The sequence below is a fragment of the Amycolatopsis sp. NPDC033938 genome, assembly GCF_055575975.1.
In genome coordinates this window covers 91672-116869 of the sequence record NZ_JBVIRO010000012.1, presented here as the reverse complement: position 1 = coordinate 116869, position 25198 = coordinate 91672, and the positions used below count along the sequence as shown (strand labels likewise).

General features: G+C 69.3%; 21 protein-coding genes. 8 read left to right on the top strand and 13 right to left on the bottom strand.

Features of this window, described 5'->3' with window-relative positions:
- Positions 1-54 precede the first annotated feature (54 nt).
- Positions 55-855, bottom strand: a complete 801-nt coding sequence (locus ACZ5ZX_RS27330; protein ID WP_465504823.1) for a uroporphyrinogen-III synthase — start codon at positions 853-855, stop codon at positions 55-57.
- Positions 848-1816: a helix-turn-helix transcriptional regulator gene (locus tag ACZ5ZX_RS27325; RefSeq protein WP_465504822.1), complete on the bottom strand. Its 969-nt coding sequence runs from the start codon at positions 1814-1816 to the stop codon at positions 848-850. The genes ACZ5ZX_RS27330 and ACZ5ZX_RS27325 overlap by 8 nt, the downstream gene beginning before the upstream one ends.
- A 62-nt stretch (positions 1817-1878) precedes the next feature.
- Between ACZ5ZX_RS27325 and ACZ5ZX_RS27320 the strand changes: the two genes are divergently transcribed.
- Both ACZ5ZX_RS27320 and ACZ5ZX_RS27315 read left to right on the top strand, forming a co-directional pair.
- The gene (locus ACZ5ZX_RS27320; protein ID WP_465504821.1) at positions 1879-2274 is read left to right on the top strand and encodes a DUF3224 domain-containing protein; all 396 of its coding nucleotides are present in this window, start codon (positions 1879-1881) and stop codon (positions 2272-2274) included.
- Positions 2275-2458: 184 nt separating this feature from the next.
- Positions 2459-3577, top strand: coding sequence for a DNA glycosylase AlkZ-like family protein (locus ACZ5ZX_RS27315; RefSeq protein WP_465504820.1), 1119 nt, complete (start codon positions 2459-2461; stop codon positions 3575-3577).
- A 5-nt stretch (positions 3578-3582) separates the two neighbouring features.
- On the opposite strand, the gene ACZ5ZX_RS27310 is transcribed toward ACZ5ZX_RS27315, so the two are convergent.
- Genes ACZ5ZX_RS27310 through ACZ5ZX_RS27285 form a run of 6 tightly spaced genes read right to left on the bottom strand, consistent with a single transcriptional unit; the run spans position 3583 to position 12442 of the window.
- A complete protein-coding gene (locus ACZ5ZX_RS27310) occupies positions 3583-4686 on the bottom strand; it encodes a uroporphyrinogen-III synthase (protein WP_465504819.1) in 1104 nt (367 codons plus the stop codon).
- Positions 4683-5030, bottom strand: coding sequence for a nitrite reductase small subunit NirD (gene nirD, locus ACZ5ZX_RS27305; RefSeq protein WP_465504818.1), 348 nt, complete (start codon positions 5028-5030; stop codon positions 4683-4685). Before nirD ends, ACZ5ZX_RS27310 begins: the two co-directional genes overlap by 4 nt.
- A complete protein-coding gene (gene nirB, locus ACZ5ZX_RS27300; protein ID WP_465504817.1) occupies positions 5027-7531 on the bottom strand; it encodes a nitrite reductase large subunit NirB in 2505 nt (834 codons plus the stop codon). The genes nirD and nirB overlap by 4 nt, the downstream gene beginning before the upstream one ends.
- On the bottom strand, positions 7531-8901 hold the full coding sequence (locus ACZ5ZX_RS27295; RefSeq protein WP_465504816.1) for a nitrate/nitrite transporter: 1371 nt from the start codon (positions 8899-8901) through the stop codon (positions 7531-7533). The genes nirB and ACZ5ZX_RS27295 overlap by 1 nt, the downstream gene beginning before the upstream one ends.
- 47 nt (positions 8902-8948) lie before the next feature.
- Positions 8949-10376, bottom strand: coding sequence for an FAD-dependent oxidoreductase (locus tag ACZ5ZX_RS27290; protein WP_465504815.1), 1428 nt, complete (start codon positions 10374-10376; stop codon positions 8949-8951).
- A complete protein-coding gene (locus ACZ5ZX_RS27285) occupies positions 10373-12442 on the bottom strand; it encodes a molybdopterin oxidoreductase family protein (protein WP_465504814.1) in 2070 nt (689 codons plus the stop codon). Before ACZ5ZX_RS27285 ends, ACZ5ZX_RS27290 begins: the two co-directional genes overlap by 4 nt.
- 189 nt (positions 12443-12631) lie before the next feature.
- On the opposite strand from ACZ5ZX_RS27285, the gene ACZ5ZX_RS27280 reads away from it, so the two are divergent.
- Genes ACZ5ZX_RS27280 through ACZ5ZX_RS27270 form a run of 3 tightly spaced genes read left to right on the top strand, consistent with a single transcriptional unit; the run spans position 12632 to position 16100 of the window.
- Positions 12632-13156, top strand: a complete 525-nt coding sequence (locus tag ACZ5ZX_RS27280; RefSeq protein ID WP_465504813.1) for a PadR family transcriptional regulator — start codon at positions 12632-12634, stop codon at positions 13154-13156.
- A gap of 26 nt (positions 13157-13182) precedes the next feature.
- On the top strand, positions 13183-13863 hold the full coding sequence (locus ACZ5ZX_RS27275; protein WP_465504812.1) for an ABC transporter ATP-binding protein: 681 nt from the start codon (positions 13183-13185) through the stop codon (positions 13861-13863).
- Complete coding sequence (locus ACZ5ZX_RS27270) at positions 13860-16100, top strand: FtsX-like permease family protein (protein WP_465504811.1); 2241 nt, start codon at positions 13860-13862, stop codon at positions 16098-16100. The genes ACZ5ZX_RS27275 and ACZ5ZX_RS27270 overlap by 4 nt, the downstream gene beginning before the upstream one ends.
- A 365-nt stretch (positions 16101-16465) precedes the next feature.
- Here ACZ5ZX_RS27270 and ACZ5ZX_RS27265 read toward each other — a convergent pair whose 3' ends face one another.
- On the bottom strand, positions 16466-17263 hold the full coding sequence (locus ACZ5ZX_RS27265; protein ID WP_465504810.1) for a TIGR02569 family protein: 798 nt from the start codon (positions 17261-17263) through the stop codon (positions 16466-16468).
- Positions 17264-17369: 106 nt separating this feature from the next.
- Here ACZ5ZX_RS27265 and ACZ5ZX_RS27260 point away from each other — a divergent pair, with 106 nt between their 5' ends.
- Entirely contained in the window at positions 17370-18350 is a 981-nt protein-coding gene (locus tag ACZ5ZX_RS27260) for a hypothetical protein (RefSeq protein ID WP_465504809.1), read from the top strand.
- A 253-nt stretch (positions 18351-18603) separates the two neighbouring features.
- On the opposite strand, the gene moeZ is transcribed toward ACZ5ZX_RS27260, so the two are convergent.
- From moeZ to ACZ5ZX_RS27245, 3 genes are all read right to left on the bottom strand, one after another.
- Entirely contained in the window at positions 18604-19782 is a 1179-nt protein-coding gene (gene moeZ / locus ACZ5ZX_RS27255) for an adenylyltransferase/sulfurtransferase MoeZ (RefSeq protein ID WP_465504808.1), read from the bottom strand.
- A gap of 119 nt (positions 19783-19901) precedes the next feature.
- On the bottom strand, positions 19902-21071 hold the full coding sequence (locus ACZ5ZX_RS27250) for a DUF3152 domain-containing protein (protein WP_465504807.1): 1170 nt from the start codon (positions 21069-21071) through the stop codon (positions 19902-19904).
- Between the two features lie 80 nt (positions 21072-21151).
- Entirely contained in the window at positions 21152-22009 is an 858-nt protein-coding gene (locus ACZ5ZX_RS27245; protein ID WP_465504806.1) for an alpha/beta fold hydrolase, read from the bottom strand.
- A 321-nt stretch (positions 22010-22330) separates the two neighbouring features.
- Between ACZ5ZX_RS27245 and ACZ5ZX_RS27240 the strand changes: the two genes are divergently transcribed.
- Positions 22331-22954, top strand: a complete 624-nt coding sequence (locus ACZ5ZX_RS27240) for a TetR/AcrR family transcriptional regulator (protein ID WP_037316399.1) — start codon at positions 22331-22333, stop codon at positions 22952-22954.
- Positions 22955-23029: 75 nt separating this feature from the next.
- On the opposite strand, the gene ACZ5ZX_RS27235 is transcribed toward ACZ5ZX_RS27240, so the two are convergent.
- Positions 23030-24451, bottom strand: a complete 1422-nt coding sequence (locus tag ACZ5ZX_RS27235) for an amidohydrolase family protein (protein ID WP_465504805.1) — start codon at positions 24449-24451, stop codon at positions 23030-23032.
- Between the two features lie 167 nt (positions 24452-24618).
- On the opposite strand from ACZ5ZX_RS27235, the gene ACZ5ZX_RS27230 reads away from it, so the two are divergent.
- On the top strand, positions 24619-25155 hold the full coding sequence (locus ACZ5ZX_RS27230; RefSeq protein WP_465504804.1) for a carboxymuconolactone decarboxylase family protein: 537 nt from the start codon (positions 24619-24621) through the stop codon (positions 25153-25155).
- The last annotated feature ends 43 nt before the right edge of the window (positions 25156-25198 follow it).

Genomic DNA, 25198 nt, shown 5'->3' with positions numbered 1-25198 from the left:
ACGGACTTCGGCGTTCGCCACGTTCGCCCCACCTGCACCACTAGTCAGAGTCCCTCAGGAGCGCAGCTCCGCGACCAGGAGTTTCACCAACGCGCCGAGGCGTTGCCGTTCCGGCTGAACGGTCGGCACCCCGGCGGCTTCCAGCGGCGCGGCGGTCACCGGTCCGACGCACGCGCACAACACCGGGCCTCGCAAGGCGGCGAGGAGTTCCTCGCGACGCGATCCAGCCAGCGCGAGAAGATTCGTCGCCGCGGGCGCGGAGGTGAACGCCAGCGCGTCCACCCGCCCGGCGAGCACACTTTCGACGAGAGCGTGCACCGGTTCGACGTTCTCCGGCGAAAGCCAGCGGTACGGCTGCGCCTGGACGACGTCCGCGCCGGACTCCCGCAGCAGCCCGGTGAGTTCGGGCAGCAGGGTGCCGTGCAGCTGGACGGCGACCCGCGCCCCGCGGACCCCGGCGTCGCGCAATCCCTCGAACAGTTCGGCGTTGCTCTCTTCCGGCGCGGAGAATTCCTCACGAAGTCCCTCACCGCGCACCGCACCGGCCGCTTTCGGTCCGCGCACGAAGATCCGCGACGCCGCCAGCCGTTCCAGCAGCGGTTCGCGCAGGCCCCAGCCTTCGGCGGCCGAGAGCCAGCCGCGGAATCCGGCACCGGTGGTGACCGCGGTGAACCCGACCGGTGCGGCCAGCACGGCGTCCGTCGCCGCGCGCAGTTCGGTGTCGTCCGGCAGCGGGACGATGCGGATCGTGGGCGCGTGCAGCACCGTCGCGCCGTGCCGTTCCAGTGCCGCGACGAAGTCGTCGGCCCGCCGTTCCGCGGTGATCCCGATCGTGATGCCGCCCAGGTCAGCCATAACGCGCGCCCATCTTCCTGATCTCCTCCGCCAGCCGCTCGCGCAGTTCCGGCGGTTCGAGCACTTCGAGGTTCCCGCCGAAGCGCAGCAGCTCACCGACGGCCGGTTCTCCCGGCTCGACGGGCAGGTCCATCGTCAGCCAGCCGTCCTCGTCCGGCTCGGCGGCTGCTTCCCGCAACGCCCGCACGCCGACCGCGCCCAGATAGAACGGCACCAGTATGCGGGCGAACTCGTTCAGCCGGACCACCGCCACCCGCGAGTACATCCGCTTTTCGAACTGCTCCGACCACTCGTGCCAGTACCGCGCGAGGTCGAAGCCGGACGGCCGTTCGAAGGTCTCGCCGAGATCTTCGAGCTCCTCGATGCGGGAGACCCGGTAGGTCCGGTCGTTCCCCTCGCACCGTGCCGCGAGGTACCAGTTCCCCGCCTTGAGGATCAGGCCCAGCGGATCGAGGACACGCTCGACCTTCCGCTGCCCCCACCGTTCGTACCGGACCTTGATCCGCCGCGTATGCCACACCGCGTCGGCCAGTTCGGACAGTCGCGGCAGGCTCTCGATGCCGCGGTGCCAGCCCGGGACGTCCAGAAAGAACCGTTCGGAGACCTTGCTCGCCCCGGCGCGCAGTTCCGACGGCAGGGCCGCGTGCAGTTTGAGCTGCGCGGCGGCGAGGACGGTGCCCAGCCCGAGTTCGGCGGCCGCGCCGGGCAGACCGGCGAGCGAAAGCGATTGCGCCTCCTCTTCGGTGAGCCCGGTCAGCCGGGTGCGATAGCCGTCGACCAGCTGATATCCGCCCGTGCGCCCGCGATCGGCGTACACCGGCACGCCGGCCGCGGACAGAGCCTCGACGTCGCGATAGACCGTCCGGACCGACACCTCCAGCTCGGCGGCCAGCTCGTCGGCCGTCATCCGGCCGCGGTTCTGCAGCAGGAGGAGGACCGACAGGAGTCTGCTCGCGCGCATGGATCCAGTATCGCCGAAAAACCTGACATGTTCTGACAGGTTTGGCTGTCAGGGTAGGTCCCATGAACACGTTCGCCATGAAGAACTGGGAAGAGAACATCGTCAGCGGCACCGACGGTGGGCCGCGCGTCACCTACGCGCACGCCACACTCGCCTACAGCGGGCTGATCGAAGGCGAGTCGATCGTCGACTACCTGCTGTACTACGCGGGTGAGGGCTACGACGGCGGCGGCACGACCGCGCCGGGCTTCGAACGCGTCGAGGGCGTTGTGGACGGACGCGAGGGCAGCTTCGTGATCAAGCACGACACCGGCTTCGACGCGAAGGGCATCTCGTCCACGTTCTCGGTGGTCGAAGGCTCCGGAACGGGTGAACTCGCCGGGATCACCGGCACCGGTACCACCACGGGCGTCCTCGGTGAGCCGACGATGTCGTACACGTTCGATTACGCGCTTTAGAGCCTGTTGGCGGAGCTGCGACGTGCCTCGCAAAAGGGACATAACGCGTGAACCCGCCCTGGCCGAAGGCCCCGCTATCGCGGTGGCAGGGCGCCTCTGTCACCAACGTGAGAGATATGACCAGGTCGCGCCCTGCCGACGCGATCGCGGACGCGGGTTCACCAACAGACACTTAGGAGGACAGGTGCTCGAGGTCGACCGCGAGCAGGTGCTCGCGTACCGGATCGCGGCGCACGGACTGCACCGCGAGGTGACGGACGCGGCCGCGGCGGCCGTATTCGACCTCGGCCTGCAGGACTCCATGCGGGACACCGCACTGCTGGGCCTCGCCGCCCGGATCGACGGCGACCTCACACCCGCGGTCTGGGAAGACGGCCGGTTCGTGCTCGCCTGGACGCACCGCGGCGCACCGCATTTCCATCGCCGCGCCGAACTGGACGGGATCAGGGCCGCGCTCGTGCCACTCGACGAAAAGGACGCGATGGCCCGGATCCTGTGGCAGCACAAGCAGGTCGAGGCCGCGGGAATGTCCGCGACGGACGCCCTGTTCACCGCCGCGAAGGCGATCCGGGAGGTCGTCACCGGCCGGCAGACCAAGGGCACGGTGAGCGGCGCGGTCACGAAACTGATCCCCGACGGCCTGTCGTACGCCTGCCGCGGCTGTGGTGTCGTGCACATCTACGAGCAGTTGATGCGGGTCGCGTCGATCCACGCCGGGGTCCGGCTGGAACCGGGCGCGAGCCCGGCGACGTTGGCGCCGCTGGAAAAGCGCGGCCGCCTGAAGACCGCTCCCGACGCCAAGGCGGCGACGCGGGTGGTCGAGGGCTACCTGCGGATCAACGGCCCCGCCGCTCCCGGCGACGCCGCCGCCTACGTCGGGACGACGAGAACCGGTGTCGGCGCGATGTGGCCGGACAAGCTGGTCGAGGTCCGTGTCGACGGCAAGAAGGCGTTCCTGCCGCAGGACAGCGTGCCGTTGCTGGAGAACCCGCCGGAGCCGGACGTGGTCCGCCTGCTGCCGCCGCTGGATCCGTTCGTCCAGGCGCGGGATCGCGCCGTGCTGGTGCCGGACAAGGCCCAGCAGAAGGAAGTCTGGAAGATCCTCGGCAACCCCGGCGCGTTGCTGGCCGACGGCGAGATCGCCGGGGTCTGGCGGGCCAAGGCGAGCGGGAAGAAGCGGCTCGACTTCACGGTGACCCCGTTCGACGCGCTCCGCCCGGCCGTGCGGAAGGCGGCCGAGGAGGAGGCGGCCCGGGTCGCCGCGGCCCGGGAATTCCCCGATCTCCACGTCACCTTCTCCTGACCACCTCACGGGTCGACGGCCAGGCGATACCCCCGTTTCACCACCGTCTGGACCAGCCTCGGCGACCCCAGTGAGTTCCGCAGCCGTCCGATGGCGGTCTCGACGGCGTGTTCCTCGCCGCCATCGGGCAACGCGGAGATCAGTTCCCGCCGGGAGAACACCCGGCCGGGTGACTCCGCCAGTGCCCGCAGCAGCGCCATCGGTGCGGGCGCGATGTCGCACCACTGCCCGTCCACCAACGCCGCCTGCCCGCGCAGTTCGATGCTCCGCCCGCCCGCGGTCAGCCGTGGCGAGCGGGCTTCGAGCGCGTCGGACACCGTCCGCGCCAGCGCCCCGATCCGCGAGCGCGTCGGCTGTACCGTCGGGATCCCGAGCGCGGCCAACGGCCCGGCGGTGATCGGCCCGACACAGGCCACCACGACCCGTTTTTCCAGTGCCTGCACGATTCCCGAGAGCCGACCGGTCCGTTTCGCGACCCCCAGCATGGACGCGACGGCCGGCGCGCTGGTGAACGGCAACGCGTCCACCGAGCCGTCGAGCACCGCGTCCAGCAGCCGGTCGAGCGGGCCGGGGTCGGCAGGCCCGACCCAGCGGTACACCGGCACCTCGATCACCTCGGCGCCCGCGTCCCGCAGACTGTCCACAAAGTACGGAAGCGGCTCACCGTGCAACTGCACCGCGATCCGCTGGCCCTCCACCCCGGAATCGAGCAGATGCTGCAGGACCTCGGCGTTGCTCTCCGAACCCGGCGAGTAGTCCTCCGAGAGCCCGGCCGCACGGATCGCTCCCTGCGCCTTCGGGCCGCGAGCGAGCAGCGCGGACTTCCCGAGCCGGTCCAGCAGCTCCTCCCCCAGTCCCCAGCCTTCGGCGGCCTCGATCCAGCCGCGGAAGCCGATCCCGGTTGTCGCGACGACCGCGTCGACCCTGTCTTCCAGCAGCCGCATGGTCGCCGATCGCAGTTCGGTGTCGTCGGAAAGCGGCACGATCCGGATCGCCGGGCCGTACCGCACGGTCGCGCCTTTACGCACGAACAGCGCGCCGAGCTCGTCAGCTCGTCGCGCCGCCGTGATACCGATGACGAATCCCGCCAGGGGAAGGACTTCTGTCACGGGGAAGCCTCCACCTCCACAACGCCCCCGGTGACCCGGACCCGGTAAGCCTCGACCGAGACACCCTCGGCGTCGAGACATTCGCCGGTCCGCAGGTCGAAACGTTCCTTGTACACCGGCGAAGCCACCACGGGGACACCGCCGGCATCGCCGACGATCCCCCGCGAAAGCACCGCGGCACCGCTGATCGGGTCCAGATTGGACAGTGCGTACCACCGGTCGCCGGGTAGCCGGAAGATCGCCACCTGCACGCCGTCGTCGAGCAGGGCGGCGACGCCGGACCATTCGGGCACGGCGCCCGCCGCGCAGATGGCGGTCCAGGTGCGCTCGATCGAGGTCGTCACTGCTTCACCTCCGGGATGCCCAGCAGCACGGGCACCTTCTGGTCGCGTTCGGTACGGAACGAGATCGTCGGATCCGGTGTGCCCGGCGCGTTGACGAACGAGGTGAACTTCGCCAGCTTCTCCGGATCCTCCAGCACCCCGCGCCATTCGTCGGCGTAGTCCCCGACATGCTTGGCCATCGCCGCGTCGAGGTCCTCGCAGATGCCGAGCTTGTCGTCGACGATCACCGCGCGCAGGTGGTCGAGACCGCCTTCCATCTCCTCGACCCACGGCGCGGTGCGCTGCAGCCGGTCGGCCGTGCGGACGTAGAACATCAGGAACCGGTCGATCGTGCGGATCAGCGTCTCAGTGTCCACTTCGGACACCAGCAGATCCGCGTGCCGCGGGGTCGCGCCGCCGTTCCCGCCGACGTAGAGGTTCCAGCCCTTGTCGGTGGCGATGATGCCGAAGTCCTTGCTCCGTGCCTCGGCGCATTCCCGCGCACAGCCCGAAACCGCGGACTTGAGCTTGTGCGGCGAACGCAGTCCGCGATACCGCAGCTCCAGTTCGATCGCGAGCCCGACGCTGTCCTGGACGCCGTAACGGCACCACGTCGAACCGACACAGGACTTGACCGTGCGCAACGACTTCCCGTACGCGTGCCCCGACTCGAACCCCGCGTCCACGAGCCGCCGCCAGATCAGCGGAAGCTGGTCGACGGTGGCGCCGAACAGGTCGATCCGCTGTCCGCCGGTGATCTTGGTGTACAGCCCGAAGTCCATCGCGACCTGCGCGATGACCATGAGCTTCTCCGGCGTGATCTCGCCACCGGGGATCCGCGGGACCACCGAGTAGGTGCCGTTGCGCTGCAGGTTCGCCAGGAACTTGTCGTTGGTGTCCTGCAGGGTCGCCTGCTCACCGGCGAGGATGTGCCCGTTGCCCAGTGTGGCCAGGATCGAGGCGATCGCCGGTTTGCAGATGGCGCAACCGGTTCCGGTGCCGTACCGGTCGATCATCTCGCTGAACGTGCTGATCCGGGTGGCCTGCAGGATCTGGAACAGCTCCGCACGCGACTGCGAGAAGTGCTCGCACAGCGCCTTGGACTGCTCGACGCCGCAAGCGGTCAGCAGCTTGCCCAGCAGCGGGACACACGACCCGCACGCCGTCCCGGCCCGCGTGCAGCCCTTGATCTTGGCGACCGAATCGCAACCCTCTTCGGTGATCGCGTGCGTGATGGCGCCCTTGGAAACCGCGTTGCAGGAACAGATCTGCGCCGCGTCGGGGAGCGCGTCGACCCCGACCGCCGATCCGCCGCCCGCCGGGGCGAGGATCGCGCCCGGTTCGGCCGGCAGCGGCCTGCCGACCATCGCGCGCAGCGTGTTGAACTCGCTCGCGTCACCAACCAGCACCCCACCGAGCAACGTCTTCGAGTCGTCCGAGATCACGAGCTTCTTGTAGGTCCCGGCGACAGCGTCGTTGAACGCGACCTCCAGCGCGCCCTCGGTGGCCGCGTGCGCGTCACCGAAGCTGGCGACGTCGACGCCCATGAGCTTGAGCTTCGTCGACATGTCCGGTTCGGGGAACGTGCCCTCGCCACCGGTCAGCTGTGCGGCGACGATCTCCGCCATCGCGTAACCGGGCGCCACGATGCCGTACACCTTTCCGGCAACGGCGGCGCATTCGCCGATGGCGTACACCGCCGGGTCGGAGGTCCGGCAGGACTCGTCGACCAGGATGCCGCCGCGTGCGCCGACCTCCAGGCCGGACGAGCGGGCGAGATCGTCACGCGGCCGGATCCCGGCGGAGAACACGACCAGATCGACGTCGAGTTCGGTGCCGTTGCCGAGCCTGGCGATGTACCGCTCGCCGTCCGGTTCGATGGCGTCGGTCGACGTTCCCGTGTGGACGGTCACGTCGAGGTCGGTGATCAGCCGCCGCAGCAGGCCACCACCGCCCTCGTCGACCTGCAGCGGCATGAGCCGCGGCGCCATCTCGACGACATGCGGCGAGAGACCCATGTCCCGCAACGCCTTCGCGGCTTCGAGCCCGAGCAGGCCACCACCGATGACGACCGCCGAACGACGACCGCGGCCGGGCCGCTGAGCGGCTTCCCGGATGGCGTCGAGGTCTTCGATCGTCCGGTAGACGAAGCAACCCGGGAGATCGTGACCGGGCACCGGCGGGACGAACGGCCGCGAACCGGTCGCGAGGACGAGCGCGTCGTACGGCTGCTCGTACCCGGACTCGGTGACGACGACCTTGCGGTCACGGTCCACCGACGTCACCGCGTCGCCGAGCCGCAGTTCCACCTGCGGGTCGTCGGCGTAGTCGGCGCCTTCAAGGGCGAGCGAAGCCGGATCCCAAGTGTCCACATAGGACGTCAAGGCGACACGGTCGTACGCGGGCCTCGCCTCCTCGGCGAGGACCACCACCTGCCATTCGCCGGTCTTGTCCTCCGCGCGCACGGCTTCGACGAGCCGGTGCGCGACCATGCCATGTCCCGCGACGACGAGTTTCCGCATCAGACCTCCGCCCCGGCGAGCGCCAGACCTCGGGTGCTCGCCACCTCCGCCTGCTGTTTCCGCAGGTACACCGCCCACGTGACGGCGAAGCACAGTCCGTAGAAGACGAGGAAGGCGATGAACGCCGGCACCCCGCTCTTGGTGTCCGCGAACGACTGCCGGAACGCCAGGTTGATGAACAACCCGCCCAGCGCGCCGATCGCACCGGCCAACCCGATCAACGCGCCGGAAAGCTTGCGCGCCTTCAGCAGTTCGAGGGTCTCGTCGGCGCCCTCGCTGATCGCGACCTTCGCCTTGGCGCGGAAGATCGCCGGGATCATCTTGTACGTCGAGCCGTTGCCGATCCCGGTCAGCACGAACAACACGATGAACGCGACGGTGAACAGCGCCAGCGAGTTCGACGTCGACGCCAGGATCAGCACCACGGTCGCCGCGGCCATCCCGACGAACGTCACGAAGGTGATCTTGCCGCCGCCGATCCGGTCGGCCAGCCAGCCACCCGTCGGCCGGGAGAAGGATCCGAGCAGCGGCCCGAGGAAGGTCACCGCGGCCGCCTGCAGCGGGGTCCGCCCGAACTGGTTCTGCAGCACCAGGCCGAAGGCGAAGCTGTAGCCGATGAACGAACCGAACGTTCCCACGTAGAGGAACGACATCACCCAGGTGTGCGGATCCTTGACGACCTCGCGCATCGCCTTGGTGTCGCCCTTCATCGAGGCGAGGTTGTCCATGAAGAAGTACGCGCAGACCGCCGCGACCACGATCAGCGGGATGTAGATCGCCAGCACCAGCCGCGGCGCGGTCGCGCCGACAGTGCCGATGACGAGCAGGCCGATCAGCTGGATCGCCGCGACCCCGAGGTTGCCGCCGCCCGCGTTGAGCCCGAGCGCCCAGCCCTTGTGCTTCTCGGGATAGAACGCGTTGATGTTGGTCATCGAGGACGCGAAGTTCCCGCCGCCGACCCCGCCGAGCGCGGCGATCAGCAGGAACGTGCCGAGCGAGGTGCCCGGCTCCATCGCGATCGCGGCCAGGATGGTGGGCGCCAGCAACAGCAGCGCGCTGACGATCGTCCAGTTCCGGCCACCGAACTTCGCCACCGCGAAGGTGTAGAGCGGCCGCATGAGCGCGCCGATCAGCGTCGGGGTCGAAACGAGCAGGAACTTGTCGGCGGCCGAGAACCCGTACTTCGGGCCCATGAACAGGACCATGACCGACCACAGTGTCCAGACGGAGAAGCCGATGTGCTCGGCCAGCACGGAGAACCACAGGTTCCGCCGCGCGATCTTCTTCCCGGTCTCTTCCCAGAACTGCTCGTTCTCGGGGTCCCAGTGCTCGATCCAGCGCTTGCCGCGGTGAACGCTCCCGGCGGTCATGGGGGCCTCCTTCTTGGTGGACGTCGTTCGGGTTTCCTTCAGCCGGATCACTGCGCGGCCAGCCATCTCGCGACCCCGCTGACGGCGTCCTTGCAGCCGCCGCAGCCGGTCGTCGCGCGGGTCGCTCCGGCGAGGGCGGGCACGTCGGTGGCGCCGGCGCGCCAAGCCTCGACGAGCCGCCCCTTGGTCACCGCGTTGCAGCGGCAGATGACCGCCGACGCGGGCAGATCGGCCGGGCTCGACGCCGACGGCGCCCCGGCGGGCAGCGCGCGTCCCAAAAGGACGGCGAGCCGGTCTTCCGGCACCGGGGTGCCCCGGTCGTAGAACTGCGTGATCGTCGCGGCCGCGTCGGGAAGGCCGAGCAGGATCGCGCCCGCCACGCGGTTTTCCCGGATGACGAGCTTGCCGTAGCGGCAGCCCGCCGGGTCGCTGAAGGTGAGCACTTCGGCGGTCGGGTCGTCCGCGCCGGTCATCGTCTCGCCGAGTGCGGTGAGGTCGATCCCGCGCGCCTTGAGCCGGGTCACCGGCTGGGTGCCGCGGTAGCGTGACGCGGATTTCGTCCCGGTGACCAGATCCGCGACGACGGCGGCCTGTTCCCACGCGGGCTGCACGAGTCCGCCGAACGCACCGGGGTGCTTCGCGCAGTCACCGATCGCGTGGATCCGGCCGTCGCTGGTCCGCAGCAGATCGTCGACGACGATGCCGCCCTCGACGGTCAACCCGGCATCCACGGCCAGTTTCGTCTCGGGCCGGACCCCGGTCGAGACGACGATGAGATCCGCGGGTACGTGCGTACCGTCGTCGAGTTTGAGCCCGTCACCACTGACATACCGCGCGGCACCGACCCCGAGCCGGAAACCGACGCCGAGTTCTTCGAGCTTCCTGGTCAGCACCCGCGCGGCTTCCGCGTCCAGCTGACGTTCCATGATGTGCGGCATCGGATGCACGACGGTGACGAGGTTTCCGCGCCCCGCGAGGCCGCGCGCCGCCTCCAGGCCGAGCAGCCCGCCGCCGAGAACGGCGACCGGGGCGCCCAGTTTGGCGGCGTCGAGGATGCGGGCGCAGTCGTCGAGTGTGCGGAACGCGACGACGTCCGGACCGGGTTCGAGCCCCTCGACCGGCGGCATCCACGGATTGGCGCCGGTGGCGAGCACGAGCGCGTCGTAGTCCACAGTGGACCCGTCATCGAGGTGCACCCGCCGCGCCGCCCGGTCGATCGACGTCGCGGCGACCCCGCGGCGCAGATCGGCCCCGGTGCGGGACGGCCAGTCGTCGTCGTGGAGCCGGACGACCTCGGGCCGCATCGTCCCGGCGACCACCGACGAGAGCAGCACCCGGTTGTAGGCGGCGTGCGTCTCCGCGCCGACGACGGTGAGCCGGACGCGTTCGCCGTCGGGATCGCGGCGGCGGATGTCGTCGGCCAGCCGCGCACCCGCCATCCCGTATCCGGCGATGACCACCGACCGGGCGCTCACGCGGCCGCCTCGGCCGGGGCGAGCGCGACCGCGCACACCTTGAACTCGGGCATCCGGCTGGTCGGGTCGAGCGCCGGGTTGGTCAGCAGGTTCGCCCGGCCTTCACCGGGGAAGTGGAACGGCAGGAACACCAGATCCGGGCGCAGCGACGCGACACAACGGATCCGGGCACGGGTCTCCCCGCGTCGCGACCGCACGATGGCGAGGTCTCCCTCGGCCAGTCCCGCGTGCGCGGCGGTGTCCGGGTGAACTTCCACGAAGGCCTCCGCAACGACGTCGTTCAGCTCCTTGACCAGCCGGGTCTGTGCCCCGGACTGGTAGTGCTGCAGGACCCGGCCCGTGGTGGCCTGCAAGGGGAATTCGGCGTCGGGCACCTCGGCCGGGCCGACGTGGTCCACCGGCACGAACCGCGCGCGGCCGTCCGGATGGGCGAAGGAGTCGAGGAACATCCGCGGCGTGCCGGGATGCGTTTCCGCCGGAACGGGCCAGTACAGCGCTTCGCCGTCACGGAGCCGGTCGTAGGTGATGCCGGAGTAGTCGGCGACGCCGCCCTTGGACGCCTGGCGGAGTTCGGTGAAGACGGTCTCCGCGTCGGACGGGAACCGTCCCTCGGGCTGGCCGAGGCGCTTGGCCAGTTCCGAAAGTACGAAGAGGTCGGTCCTCGCCCCGGAGGGCGGATCGATCGCCTTGCGGCGCAACAGGATCCGGCCTTCGAGGTTGGTCATCGTGCCGTCCTCTTCGGCCCACTGGGTGACCGGCAGGACGACGTCGGCCATCGCCGCGGTCTCCGACAGCACGAGATCCGAGACGACCAGGAAGTCCAAAGAGGACACCTTGTCCTGTACGCGTCCGGCGCCGGGCGCCGAGACGACGACGTTGCTGCCGAACACCATCAGCGCGCTCGGTCCGTCTTCGGTGCCGAGCGCTTCCAGCAGTTCGACGGCCGACCGGCCCGGCCCCGGCAGGGATTCCGGCGGCACACCCCAGACCCCGGCGACGTACTCGCGCGCGGCGGGGTCGTCGATCTTGCGGTAGCCGGGCAGCTGGTCGGCCTTCTGGCCGTGTTCGCGCCCGCCCTGGCCGTTGCCCTGCCCGGTCAGGCAGCCGAATCCGGAGCCCGCGCGGCCGGGAAGGCCGAGCGCGAGCGCGAGGTTGATCCACGCGTTGACCATCGCGGTGCCGTTGGCGTGCTGTTCGGTGCCGCGCGCGGTGAGGATGTAGGCGTTGCGGGCGGCGGCGAGTTTGGCGGCGACCTTGCGCTGGTCGGCGGCCGAGACGCCGGTGATCTGTTCGACCCGCTCCGGCCACCACGCCGCGACCGAACGCCACAGCTCCTCGAAGCCGTTGGTCCGCTTGTCCACATAGGACTGGTCCAGCAGGCCGTCGGCGACGACGGCGTGCAGGATCCCTTGCGCGAGAGCGAGATCCGTACCCGGCGCCGGGGCGAGGTGCAATCCGGCCAGTTCGGCGGTCGCGGTCCGGCGCGGGTCGACGACGATCAGATCCGCGCCGCGCAGGTGCTGGGTGAACGGCGGCATCGTCTCGGCCGGGTTCGCGCCGATCAGCAGGACGGCGTCGGCGTCGGCGAGGTCGGTGACCGGGAACGGCATCCCGCGGTCGGCGCCGAACGCCTTGATCCCGGCGGCGGCCGCCGACGACATGCAGAACCGGCCGTTGTAGTCGATCTGCGAGGTGCCGAGCGCGATCCGGGCGAACTTCCCGAGCAGGTAGGCCTTTTCGTTGGTGAGCCCGCCGCCGCCGAAGACGGCGACCGAATCGGCTCCCTTGGCCGCCCGGATCTCGGTGAGCCGTCGCGCGACGAGGTCGAGCGCCTGCTCCCAGCTCGCGGGCCGGAGCTCGCCGTCGACCCTGATCAGCGGCGTGGTCAGCCGGGAAGGCGAGGTGAGCAGTTCTCCCGACGTCCAGCCCTTCTGGCACAGGCCCCCGGCGTTGACCGGGAAGTCGCGCGGGGCGACGCGGGCGCCGTCGAGGCTCATCCCGCACTGCAGGGCGCAGTACGGGCAGTGCGTGTCCACCGCGGTCGTGGTGGGGGCGGCGAGCGGCACGGGCACCTCCTAAGGCGTCGATTGCGCTTGAAGGTAGGTAGGCCGTGTTACCTGAAAACTCCTGAATGTTTCAGGCGTTTGACATTGCCTGCCGACGGCGAAGGTCACACCGTGAGGTCACGTCGCCAGGTCGAGGGCTATGCACTCGATGTATAGACCGGGCGTATACACACTGTGTATAGTCACCGCATGTCCATCGGGAACACCCTGCTCGGCCTGCTGGAAGCCGGTCCCAAGCACGGTTACGACCTCAAACAGCTCTATGACAAACAGTTCCGGCAAGACCGCCCACTGCACTACGGGCAGGTCTACTCGACACTGAACCGGCTCCTGAAAAACGGGCTGGTGGAAGAGAACGGCGTCGAAGCGGGCGGCGGACCGGACCGGAAGCGGTACGCCATCACCGACGCCGGCGTCAGCAACGTCGAGGAATGGCTGAAAAGCCCGGAAAATCCCTCCGTCTACCTGCAGAACACGCTCTACACCAAGGTGGTGCTCGCGCTGATGTCCGGCCGCGGCGCCCAGGACCTGCTCGACGCCCAGCGCGGCTCCCACCTCCGCGTCATGCGGGAGCTCACCGCGCGCAAGACCACCGGCGACCTCGCCGACCAGCTCATCTGCGATCACGCGCTGTTCCATCTCGAAGCGGATCTGCGGTGGCTGGAACTCACGGCCGCCCGTCTCGATGACCTCGCGCGTCAGCTCGGGCGCTGAGCCGCTCACAATCCGGGGGACTCACAGTGGAAACATCGTTGTTACAAGGCCTGGGCCTGCACAAGGCATTCGGCCCTGACCAGGCGCTGGCCGGGGCCGGGCTCGAACTGGCGTCCGGCGAGATCGTCGCCGTCATGGGGCCGTCGGGATCGGGCAAATCGACCCTGCTGCACTGCCTGTCCGGCATCATCCGCCCGGACGAGGGACGGGTGTCGTTCCGCGGCCGCGCGCTGTCGGCGATGTCCGACGCCGAACGCAGCGCTCTGCGGCGCACCGAATTCGGCTTCGTCTTCCAGTTCGGGCAGCTCGTCCCCGAGCTCACCTGCCTGGAGAACGTCGCGCTGCCGCTGCGGCTCGGCGGGATGAAACGCCGCCCGGCGGAACGGCTCGCGCGGACCTGGCTCGACAGGCTCGAGGTCGGCGAGGTCGCGGGCAGTCCGCCCGGCCGGGTGTCGGGCGGGCAGGGCCAGCGGGTCGCCATGGCCAGGGCGCTGATCACCGAACCGTCGGTGATCTTCGCCGACGAACCGACCGGCGCGCTGGACTCCCTCAGCGGCGAGCTGCTGATGAGGCTGCTTTCGGAGACCGCGAAGCAGACGAACGCCGCCGTGGTCCTGGTCACCCACGAACCACGGGTGGCCGCGTATTCCGACCGGGAGGTCATCGTGCGGGACGGTAAGACACGCGAACCGGCGGTGACCCGATGAGCCGGTGGGAAGATCTGACGCTGGGGTTCCGGCTGGCCGTCGGGGGCGGCCGGGGCTCGATCGTCAGGCTGGTGCTCGGCACCGTCGGGATCGGGCTCGCGGTGGCGATCCTGCTGGTCGCCGCGTCGGTGGGCAACGCCTACGAAAGCAGGCAACAGCGCGACAGGGCCGCCTACGCGAACTTTCACGCGACCTCCGACATCTCCCCGTTGACCTTCACCGAGCTGACGACCGAGTTCCGCGGCGAGCCGATCGGGCTCAGGTACGTGCACGCGACCGGGCCGGACTCACCGATACCGCCGGGGCTCGACCGGATTCCCGCGCCGGGCGAGGTCGTCGTTTCGCCGCGACTGAAGGAACTGCTCGACTCGGACGCCGGTGAACTCCTGCGGCCACGGTTCGCGGGTGAACCGGCCGGGCTCATCAAGGCAGAGGCCTTGCGGAACCCGGGTGACCTGACCGCCTATCTGGGAACGGACGGGTCCTTGCCGGGAAGCCCGATCTACGCCTTCGGTGGCTACGGACCGGGCGAACCGCTCCCCGTCGGCGTACTCGTGGTGCTGCTGATCGGGATCGTCGCCCTGCTCACGCCGGTGTTCATCTTCATCGGCACGAGTTCCCGGGTCGGCGGCGCGGAACGGGACCGGCGGCTCGCCGCGCTCCGGCTGGCGGGCGCGACAGCCTGGCAGGTCCGGCGGGTGGCTGCGGCCGAAACGCTGGTGAGCGCGGCGACCGGACTGCTCGCCGGGGCCGGGCTGTTCCTGCTCCTGCGCGGGCAGATCGCGGAACTGCAGGTGTTCCGCTTCGGGCTCTTCCCCGCCGATCTGACGCCGTCGTGGCCACTGGTGGTCCTGATCGCGCTGGTCGTCCCGGCACTGACCGTGGTGGCGACACTGACCGCGCAACGCCACACGATCGTCGAACCGCTCGGCACGGTCCGCGAGGCGTCGCCGGTCCGGCGGCGGTCGTGGTGGCGGCTCCTGCTCGTCGTCGCCGGTATCGCGCTGCTGGTGCCGGACTACGCCATCGGCAGCGAACTCGCCCGTGCCGCGATGATGGCGGGCGCGTTGTCGTTGCTGGTCGGCATTCCGGCCCTGCTGCCGTGGCTGCTGGACCGCGCGGTCTCGCGGATCCGGGGCGGGCCGCCCGCGTTCCAGCTCGCCATCCGGCGGCTGCAGACCGACAGCGGGACACCTTCCCGCGTCGTCGCGGGGCTTTGCGTCGTCGTGGCCGGGGCGATCGCACTGCAGTCCTTGCTGGCCGGGCAGGCCGCCTTCTACACCGCGCGTCACTTTTCACCGAAGGACGCCATCCAGGTCAACTCCTATGGCGCGCCCGCGGACAAGGTGCTGGCGGCGGTACGGGAGATCCCGGGCGCGCAGGACTTCCGGTCTCTCCGGAGCCTGCTCGCCATCGAGGCCGGGGTCTTCGTGGGTGTCGCGGACTGCGCCACGATCAAAGCCACGACGGAGGCGCCGGCGTGCGCCGACGGCGACGTCTTCACCTTGGCCGACGGGCAACGCGGTACCACATTCCACAGTGGACAGACGGTGACGTTGGTCGACGACGCGAAACGCGAACAGCGCTGGACTGTTCCGGCCGATCCGCGGCCGGTCACGGGCCCGCCGGGCGGGGCCGCCTTCGATCCGGGCGCACAGCTCCTGCTGACCCCCGCCGCGGCGGCGGGTATCGACCTGACCGGCGCGGCGGCCAACGCGACCCTGCGGTCGTCGACCGCGGACCCGGACTTCATCGAAAGGGTTCGCAACGCGATCGCCCCGTTCGCCTGGCGCGCGCAGGTGACCACCGTGGACGGGAAGAAGCAGACGGACGAGGCCAGGATGTACAGCGATGTCCGTGACGGCTTGTTCGCCGGGGCGCTGCTGATCCTCCTGCTGGCCGGGGTGAGCCTTCTGGTGCTCGCCCAGGAACAGGTGCGGGAGCGGCGCCGGGCCATTTCGGCGCTGGCCGCGACCGGGGTGCCGGTCCGCGTCGTGATGCGGTCCCTGTTGTGGCAGAACGGGATTCCGCTGCTGCTCGGGGTGGTGGTCGCGATCGCGACCGGGGTCGGCATCGCCGCGCTGGCCACCCGCCTGCTGACGAATCCGCTGGTGGTGGACTGGGCGGGCGTGGGCGCTCTCGCCGCCGCCGCTGTCGCGGTGGTCCTCGTGGTGACCGCGTCCGCGTTCCCGGCGGTGCGCTCGGCCGCGCGGCTGGAAAGCCTGCGGACCGAATAGGCCGGTCCGTGAAGGCCTCCTTCCCTACCTTGGGGGCCAATGCCAGGAACTTATTGAGGGGTAACTCAAAGGTGGCGTGTCCTGAAGGCCCCCGTTGAGACGTTGAAGGTCTCAACGGGGTCCTTCAGGACATCACGCTTCGACGCTGGGGCAAGCGGTGTCCCCGAGGCTCTCCAACTGTCCATAAAGGATTCGCCGAGGGGCGGCCGCGGCGGTCCGGGTGGGGAAGATTCCGGACGTTGAGCGTCCGGAATCTTCCCCGCTCGATCGCCGGTCCACCGGTCGTGATCGGGCACGAGGCGTAGGTACCCAAATGCGGGTTCCCCTTGAGGGAATCAGAGTCCCTCAAGGAGGCCTTCACGGACTCACAGCACAGCGCTCACATCGCGGGCCGCGGCCCGGAGCCCGTCGTGCGCCGCTCGCGTCGACCGCGGGTCGAGGGCGTTGGCGGCCAAGCGGAAGAGGATGGCCCGCAGGAGAAGCTGGGGCCATTGCGGGAGATGCGCCCAGCGTTCGAGAAGTGCGATGGTGGCGCCACCCCAGGCGAGCGCGTCGACCGCGACGATCGCGGCACCCCATTCACCAGGCCGGTAGTACGGAACGAAATCGACGATCCCGGGCGCCTCGTCGCCGTCGAACAGCACCCCGGCGAGCAGCTCTCCGTGGACGACCTGGTCCGGCAGCTTGATCGGTCTTCGGGAGCCTGCCAAGACCTCGAACCAGCGGCCACCTTTGTTCTCGTCGAGCGGCATATCCGCTTCGCCCCAGGCGAGTTTGTCGGCCAGTGCCTCGATGTCGGTGCGGCGTCCCAGGAAATCCGGCCGCGGCAAGCCCGCCGTCGCGCGGTGCAGTTTGACCGCCGCGTGCACGACCTCGTCGTAGCGGTGCTCGGCCGTCCCGGACACGAACCGGTTCGCCGACCAGCCGCCGACCACCCACCGGCCGTCACTGGACCGGACCGGCTTCGCGACCCGCAGACCGGGCTCGTTCACGGCTTCCAGCGCCCGGGCCGTCCACAAGGTCCGCGACTTGTCCACGACCGGCTTCAGCACGAGATCGCCGTAGCGCCAGGCGGTGGTGCCTGGCAGCGGCTCCGCGTCACCGTCACGTCCGCCGAACGCCGAACAGACGTGATCCGGAGGGCTTTCTAGGGTGGCACGCACGGCACGGGACGTTACCTCGTCCTCCACGCCACTAACGAGAAGACGCGCTGGTCACTTGAGTAGCGATACTCAAGACACCATCACTCTGACCTGCCATTCTTCGGCCATGGTCCCCCGAACGGCGCAGGGTCGGCTCACCGATGGACAGCTCGCCGCCCTCCAGCTCGGATCGTTGTGGCTGCTGGGCACCCTCGGCGCGATCACCGTCGGCTGGCTGCTCGTGCTCGCCGCTTTCCTGCACGTTCCCTGGCTGGCGTTACCCGTCCCGATCGTGTCGATCGCGACGGCGTACCTGGCCGGTTTCGCCGCGCGGAACGTCTCGCCGCTGACGGTGCGGCCCTGGCCGAGGCTGGCGTGGGCGTTCGTCGTCGGGATTTCCGGTGTACTCGGCGCGATCTTCGTGGTGGAAGTGGCGGAAGCCTTCGAGCCCGCCGAGTGGGTGGCGGTGCCGTTCCTCGGACTGCCGGTCGCGATCGTCGCAGGTCTGTTCGTCGGAGACTGGCGGATGCGGACCGGCGCCGCGGTCCTCGGCGTGGCACTGGCGGCAGGCGGCATCGCCGTCCCCGCCGCGCTCCCCGAAGACACCGCCGCCCGACGGCTGGCCTCGACCGGCGTCCCGCACGAACGCACCCTCGCGGCCGATCTCGGCGCACAACGCCTTCCGGGCAAAGCGACCGAAGACTCCGGCTCGCTGATTCTCGAGTACAGCCCCATGCTGTGGGTCTCGCCCGTGTGGACCTTCGTGACCGACGCCGTCGAGAGCTGCGAGACGTCGGTGAAGACGGACTGGCGGCTTGAGAACGCGACGTGCACCCAGGTCGGCGAAGGCGAGTTTCTGCGCCAGAACGCCGACCGGATCGAGTTCATCCAGCGACGCGGCGCGGTGTCACTGCACCTCGCGGGCAACCACAACTGGAAGCCGTCGGAACTGCGGGAGCTGGCCGCGAAGACGCGCCCGCTGACCGACGCCGAGATCATGGCGGCCCTGCCCAAGGCGAGCGGCGGGCACCGGACCGACGTACCCGCGGGATACGCGCGATTCGTGCGGGCGATCTTCACCGGCGGCTCGATCGGCTTCGGCGGCTGAGCGGCCGGACGGGAGCAAGGGACCTTTGCTATCGCTTGGTCGCCGCAGAGCCTGTGTGGAAAAGGGACATCGAGTGTGCCTATTTCCGTGGCCGCGAACCAGGCCGGCGCGAGCGCCACGCTTGAGACGGTGATCGTCCCAAGCGAGGCGCTAAGAACAGCAAGGGACCTTTGCTCCCGCTTACTTAGCCACACCAAGCGAGCGATAGCAAAGGTCCCTTGCTCCCTTTTCGCAGGTCAGCGGGACCGAGACCTCAGTAGGTCGGCAGGCTCTGGTCGATCTGCCGCGCCCAGGCCAGCACGCCGCCACCGAGGTGGGTCGCGTCCTTGAACCCGGCCTTGTGCAGTGCCGCCAGCGCCTCCGCCGAACGCGCACCGGACTTGCAGTGCAGCACGATCGGCTTGTCCTGCGGCAGTTCCGACAGCGCCTCGCCCGAGAGGATCTTGTCCTTCGGGATCAGCGTCGCGCCCTTGATGTTCACGATCTCGTACTCGTGCGGCTCGCGGACGTCGATGAGGGCGAAGTTCTCCCCCTTGTCGAACTTGGCCTTGAGCTCCGCCGGAGTGATCGTGTGTCCCGAAGCGGCCGAAGCGGCTTCGTCGGACACAACACCACAGAACGCTTCGTAGTCGATGAGCTCGGTGATCTTCGGGGTCTCCGGGTCCTTGCGGATCTTGACCTCGCGATACTTCATCTCGAGCGCGTCGTAGCTGACGAGCCTGCCCAGCAGCGGCTCACCGATGCCGGTGATCAGCTTGATCGCCTCGTTGACCATGATCGAACCGATCGACGCGCACAGCACACCCAGCACGCCACCCTCGGCGCACGACGGGACCATGCCGGGCGGCGGCGGCTCGGGGTAGAGGTCGCGGTAGTTGAGACCCTTGCCGTTCGGCGCGTCTTCCCAGAACACGCTCGCCTGGCCCTCGAACCGGTAGATCGAGCCCCACACGTACGGCTTGCCGGTGAGCACGGCGGCGTCGTTGACCAGGTACCGCGTCGCGAAGTTGTCGGTGCCGTCGAGGATCAGGTCGTACTGCTCGAACAGTTCGAGCGCGTTCGACGACTCGAGCCGGTCGGTGTGCAGGTGCACCTTCACGAACGGGTTGATCTCGGCGATCGTCTCCTGTGCCGACGCGGCCTTGAGCTTGCCGATGTCGGACTGGCCGTGGATGACCTGGCGGTGCAGATTCGATTCGTCGACCTCGTCGAAATCGACGATGCCGAGCGTGCCGACACCGGCCGCGGCCAGGTACAGCAGCGCGGGGCTGCCGAGGCCGCCGGCGCCGATGACCAGCACCTTGGCGTTCTTCAACCGCTTCTGCCCGGTCACCCCGACGTCCGGGATGATCAGGTGACGGCTGTACCGGGCCACCTCTTCCTTGGTGAGCTCGGCGGCCGGCTCTACGAGCGGCGGCAGCGTGCCTGACATCGGGTCCTCCATCTCGCGTGGATCGCGGTTCGCATCCCAGTATCTACAACACCGAGAAGCGAAAACGCCTTCCCTCGTTTCATATCCTGGGAAATTCCAGCAGGTGGGATGGTGTGGACCTAGGGGGTCGGGTTGGGCCAGGACCCCGGTTTGCAGACCTTGCCGTCGGCGGGCACCTTGCCCCTGTCCCCGCCGGGAAGGTTGTTCAGCTGCGCGACGAAGTTGTTCGAGACGCCGAAGGTCTGCTGCATCATCACCGGCGCGATCCCGCCGTCCACCGGGCAACCGACGTGCTTGCCGCCCAGCGCGTGGCCGACCTCGTGGTTGATCGCGTACTGGCGATACCCGGTCATATCGCCCTGGAACGCCATCGCGCCGCGCACCCATCGGGCGAGGTTGATCACCACGCGTTTGTCGAAACTCGCCCGGTAGCACGACGTCTCATAGGTGATCTGGAACATGCAGACGTCGGCGCGATGCGTCGTGTTCGGTGTGGTGAGGCTCACGCGGAAGCTGGGGTTCGGGTAACTCGCGTCCACACGCTGGAGCGCCTTCTTCCCGTCCCACGTCCAGCTCTGCGGACTGGACAAGGTGTCGACGACCGCGCTGGCGAAACTGTCGTCGCCCGCGTAACTCGCCGAATCGATGCCGTCCTCGACTTCGACCGTGTAAGTGAAGAGCTGTCCTGTGCCCACCTTCGGCCCGGAACCCGGCACCACGTGATAGGTGCCCTTGCCGGACTCGGTGAAGTTGGCGCCCTTGGGCAGATCCGCGGTCGGGATCTTGAGGTCGACCGGCTTGGCGGGGTTCTCGGGAAGGACGTCGCCGCCTCCGTCCACCCCCGCGCCCGGCTCCCCGCCGTTGCCGGCGGAACCGTCGGCCGAGGCCAGGCTCGTCCCGTCGGAGGCGATCGGCTCCGGCGGGCCGGTGGCGGTGTTGAACACCACCAGCGCGGTGATCACCACCAGGATCGGCAGTGCGTACACCCGCCAGCCGTAGGTCTTGGCGAACCGGCCGATGCCGCTCTTGCCCTTGGCCTTGCGGTCACCGGCCTTCGCGGCGGGCTCGTGCGGCTTCCAGGACGCGCTGAGCGGCTGGGCGCTGGTCCGGCGGGTACCGGGGCGGTAGCGATCTTCGTCCAGGCGTTGCGACGGCGGCGGTGCCGGCCGGTACTGGCCGGTGCGCGGGACATCGGAGGTCCGGGGCTGGGGGCGCGACGAACGACGGGCGGATGCGGAGTACTGAGACCGCCGACCTTCACCCTGCGCGTCCTGCTTCACCCGGTCCACGGCACCAGGGTGCCATAACCGAACTGTGATGTTGTGATCGACCGGCGCGTCGCGCGGCGTGTTCCGCCCACCCGAATGGGCTACCAGGTGCCCGATTCGACCGATTCCCACATCCCCAAAACGGCCTTCGCTACGACATTCGGGCGTTCCATCTGCGCCACATGGCCGGTTCGGGGCAGAACGAGCAACCGGGCGTGCGGAAGTAGCCGAGCGGTGCGCTCGGCGCGCCGGACGGATATCACCCGGTCGTGCTGCCCCCACACGACGAGCGTCGGCGTGGTGACCGTCGGCGCGACGGCCCACAGCGACGCGGGACCGCGCGCGGACCACGTCCGGAAGATGCCGAACGTGCTGCGGGCCAAGGCGGGCGCGGCCCAGGCGAAGCCGGCTCGGGCGCTGTGCTCTTCCTCCAGTTCGTTCAGCCTGCTCTCGGCGAAGCGGGAAGGGTCGGCGAAACACAGGTTGATGACCTGCATGGCGCGTTCACGCGGGCCGAGCGCGGCCAGGCTGCGACGCACCCGCGGACCGATCAGCGGCAGGTACGCGAACGCCATCCTCGGGTCGGACAGCCGTTTCATGCTGGGGCGGAGATCCGGCATCGCGGGCGAGATCAGCGTCAGTGTCTTCACCAGTTCCGGACGACGTGCCGCGACGAGCAGCGCGACCGCGCCGCCCATCGAGTTGCCGAACAGATGCACCGGCCCGGTTTCGAGGCTTTCGATGTGCCGCGCGACGATCTCCGCGTGCGCGTCGAGACTGAAGTCGAATCCGTCGGGCGGCTCCGAGTAGCCGAACCCCGGCAGATCGATCGAAGTGCCGCCCGCCTGAGGCGCCAAGAGCGCGGCGAGGTCGGTCCAGTTCGTGGACGAACCACCCAGCCCGTGGACGTAGACCGCCGTCTCGGGGCCGCCAGGAGTCCGGCGGATGTGCAATTTCACCCCGCCGACACCTAGTGTTTCCCCGGGCCAAGGTGACGGCGCGGGGTCCAGAGACGGCAATGACCTGCGCGACAGCGGTACGTGGGTCAGTGGCGGGCGGTCCCCGGCGGCGCGGGAAACTGAAGAAGACACAGCATCAAGGATGCCCGACCCTTGGCGGTCCGGCCGTACCGGCGAGTAATCTCGAGTTCACTTCACGCGGCGGTGACCCCGCCCGGCGGAGCCCCGCTCGACTGCGCTGATGAGTTCTCGGCGGAAAGATTGCCTCGAACAAGGCTGACGCGTTCTCGGCGGAGACGAGTGCCTCGAACTGGAGGAACGATGACAGAAATGGCGCGACTGCAGGCGCGAGGCGTCCGCCTGCCCAGGACGGAACGCCGCGCCCAGCTACTGGCCGCCGCGCAGCGGGTGTTCGCCGCGAACGGATATCACGCCGCCGCGATGGACGAGATCGCCGAAGAGGCCGGGGTCAGCAAGCCGGTCCTCTACCAGCACTTCCCCGGCAAGCTCGACCTCTACATCGCGCTGCTGGAGAGCCACGTCGACGAACTGGTGCGGCGGGTCAAGGAAGCGCTCGACTCCACCACGGACAACAAGCAGCGTGTCCCGGCGACCGTCGGCGCGTTCTTCGACTTCGTCAACGGTGACGCCGGCGCCTTCCGCATGGTCTTCGAGTCCGACCTCCGCGGCGAGCCCGCCGTGCAGGAGGCGGTGGACCGGGCGACGTCGGCCAGCGTCGACGCGATCACCGAGACCATCACCGCCGACGCCGGCCTCGACGAGGACAAGGCGCGGCTGCTCGCGGTCGGCCTCGTTGGTCTCTCGCAGGTCAGCGCGCGATTCTGGCTGGCGCACCACAAGTCGATGAGCCGGGAAGAGGCCGTCGCCCTCACCGCCAACCTCGCCTGGCGAGGCATCGGCGGTGGCTTCCCCCTGCAGCACTGACCCCCGCGTTTAGCGCGTGAAGGCCCCCTTCCCTCGGCTGACCCGAGGGAAGGGGGCCTTCACGCGCGTCCAGGCTTACTGGGGCAGCAGCTTCTTGATGCGGTCCGCAGCGACCTGAGCGTCAGCGACGACCTTCGCGGTGTCGAGACCGACAACGCGTCCTTCGCGCTTGAGAGCACGGCCGTCGACGAACACCCACGAGACGTTCGCGGGCTGGGTGTTGAAGACCAGCTGGTTCACCCAGTCCACCTTCGGCGCGAAGTTGACCGACTGGGCCTCGACCAGCTGCAGGTCCGCCCGCTTGCCCGGGGTCAGCGATCCGATCTCCTTGTCCATCCCGAGCACTTCCGCGCCGCCGAGGGTCGCCATGCGCAGGACCTCCGCCGTCGTCGGATAGACCGCCGGATCCGTCGCGGTCGCCCGCTGGAGACCGACGGCCGCCCGCATCACGTTGAACATGTCGCTCGTGTCGTTGGTGCCGCCGTCGAGGCCGAGCCCGACCTTCATGTTCCGCTTCTTCATCTCCGGCAGCCGGATCACGCCCGACGCGAGCCGCATGTTCGACAACGGGTTGTGCGCCACGCCGACCCCGGCGGCCGCGAGTTCGTCGAGGTCGGCGTCGGTGGTCTGGATGACGTGGTTCGTCACCAGCCCCGGATGCAGCGCGTTCGCCCGCCGGAGCGCGTCCATCTGGCCCGCGGTCAGGTCGGCCTTCGATTCGAGCAGGTGGACGTTCAGCGAAACGCCGAGTTCGCGCGCGAGTTTCTCCGACGCCTCCACACTCGGGAAGTTCCCGGTGGACGGATGCGTGCCGATCTGCAGGCGGGCCAACGGGTTCGGATCGATGACCTCGCGCTTCACGCGGCGGATCTCGTCCTGCAAAGCGGGGTCAGTGGTGCCGTTGTAGGAGAAGGTGAACCGCAGCTTCGACTCGCCGAGCGCCCGGAGACCGCCCTTGGCGAAGTCGGTGTTGAAGGCGTGCGACCAGTCGGTGACCGTGGTGATCCCGGTCGAGACGACGTCGGCGGCCGCGAGCTTGGTACCCGCATACGCGTCCGCGTCGGTCACCGGCGCGCGGTACAACGGGATGACGCATTTGCCGAGCCAGCCGATGAGTTCCTTGTCGGCCGCGCAGCCGCGGATGAGCGACTGCCACAGGTGGTTGTGCAGGTCGACGAAGCCGGGCAGCACGATCTTGCCGCGACCGTCGACGACCCGGGCGTCGCCGGTCTGGAGGTCCTTGCCGACCTGCTTGATCTTGGAGCCTTCCAGCACGACGTCGGCGTCGGCGAGCGCGCCGAGCGGACCTTCGCCGAGGCTCGGGTCCATCGTGAGCACCATCGAGGCGTCACGGATGACGACGCGACCGGCGCCGGTGAATTCCGCGTCGCTCCCGGCTTCGACGGACTTGCCGCCGAGACCGTTGAGCAGTGCGGCGCCGAGGACCACGGCGAGGGTGAGGGTGAAGACGGACAGGATGGATCCGCGCTGTTTCATCGTTCCAACTCCCCAGTCGAAAGCAGCGTTGCGAGATCACGCTAGCGGACCGCGGACGAGAGCAAGGGACCTTTGCTCTCGCTTTGGTCCGTCCAGCGGCACCGCGATGGGCCTGGTTTCGGATAGGACTTCGGAGACCGCTTCGGCACATCCGCGAGGAGTAGCCCATGCCCCATATCGCTCTCGACGAGAACCTGCCCGGCATCACCGGGCTGTTCGCCTTCCGGCCGGAGACCGCCGCGCCGCTCGGGCAACTCGCCGAAGTCCTGCTCCGCGGGCCGAGCAGCCTCAGCGTGGGAGAACGCGAACTGATCGCCGCGGTGGTCTCGCGCGGAAACGACTGCACCTTCTGCTCACGCAGTCACGGCGCCGTCGCCGCCGAAGCACTCGAAGGCGGTATGCCGGTCGTCGAAGCGGCTTGGAAGGACGTCGACGGTGCACCCCTGTCGGCGAAGGTGAAGGCGCTTTTGCACGTCGCGCTCGCTGTTCGCGAAGGCGGAAAATCGGTCAGCGAAGACCTGGTCACCGCCGCCCGCGCGGAGGGCGCGACAGACCTCGAGGTCCACGACACGGTGCTGATCGCGGCCGCGTTCTGCATGTTCAACCGCTACGTCGACGGGCTGGCCACAGTCGCTCCGGACGACCAAGACGCCTACCGGGCGACCGGCGTCCGCCTCAGGGAAATCGGCTACACACACCTTTAGCGGGCCGCCCCGGTGATCACCGGGCGCCCGTCCGATCAGCGCG

Bases quoted from the DNA above. Each gene is read 5' to 3' on its own strand.
- ACZ5ZX_RS27330 (WP_465504823.1), bottom strand. From the start codon at position 855: ATGGCTGACCTGGGCGGCATCACGATCGGGATCACCGCGGAACGGCGG.
- ACZ5ZX_RS27325 (WP_465504822.1), bottom strand. From the start codon at position 1,816: ATGCGCGCGAGCAGACTCCTGTCGGTCCTCCTCCTGCTGCAGAACCGC.
- ACZ5ZX_RS27320 (WP_465504821.1), top strand. From the start codon at position 1,879: ATGAACACGTTCGCCATGAAGAACTGGGAAGAGAACATCGTCAGCGGC.
- nirB (WP_465504817.1), bottom strand. From the start codon at position 7,531: ATGCGGAAACTCGTCGTCGCGGGACATGGCATGGTCGCGCACCGGCTC.
- ACZ5ZX_RS27295 (WP_465504816.1), bottom strand. From the start codon at position 8,901: ATGACCGCCGGGAGCGTTCACCGCGGCAAGCGCTGGATCGAGCACTGG.
- ACZ5ZX_RS27280 (WP_465504813.1), top strand. From the start codon at position 12,632: ATGTCCATCGGGAACACCCTGCTCGGCCTGCTGGAAGCCGGTCCCAAG.
- ACZ5ZX_RS27270 (WP_465504811.1), top strand. From the start codon at position 13,860: ATGAGCCGGTGGGAAGATCTGACGCTGGGGTTCCGGCTGGCCGTCGGG.
- ACZ5ZX_RS27260 (WP_465504809.1), top strand. From the start codon at position 17,370: ATGGTCCCCCGAACGGCGCAGGGTCGGCTCACCGATGGACAGCTCGCC.
- moeZ (WP_465504808.1), bottom strand. From the start codon at position 19,782: ATGTCAGGCACGCTGCCGCCGCTCGTAGAGCCGGCCGCCGAGCTCACC.
- ACZ5ZX_RS27240 (WP_037316399.1), top strand. From the start codon at position 22,331: ATGACAGAAATGGCGCGACTGCAGGCGCGAGGCGTCCGCCTGCCCAGG.
- ACZ5ZX_RS27235 (WP_465504805.1), bottom strand. From the start codon at position 24,451: ATGAAACAGCGCGGATCCATCCTGTCCGTCTTCACCCTCACCCTCGCC.
- ACZ5ZX_RS27230 (WP_465504804.1), top strand. From the start codon at position 24,619: ATGCCCCATATCGCTCTCGACGAGAACCTGCCCGGCATCACCGGGCTG.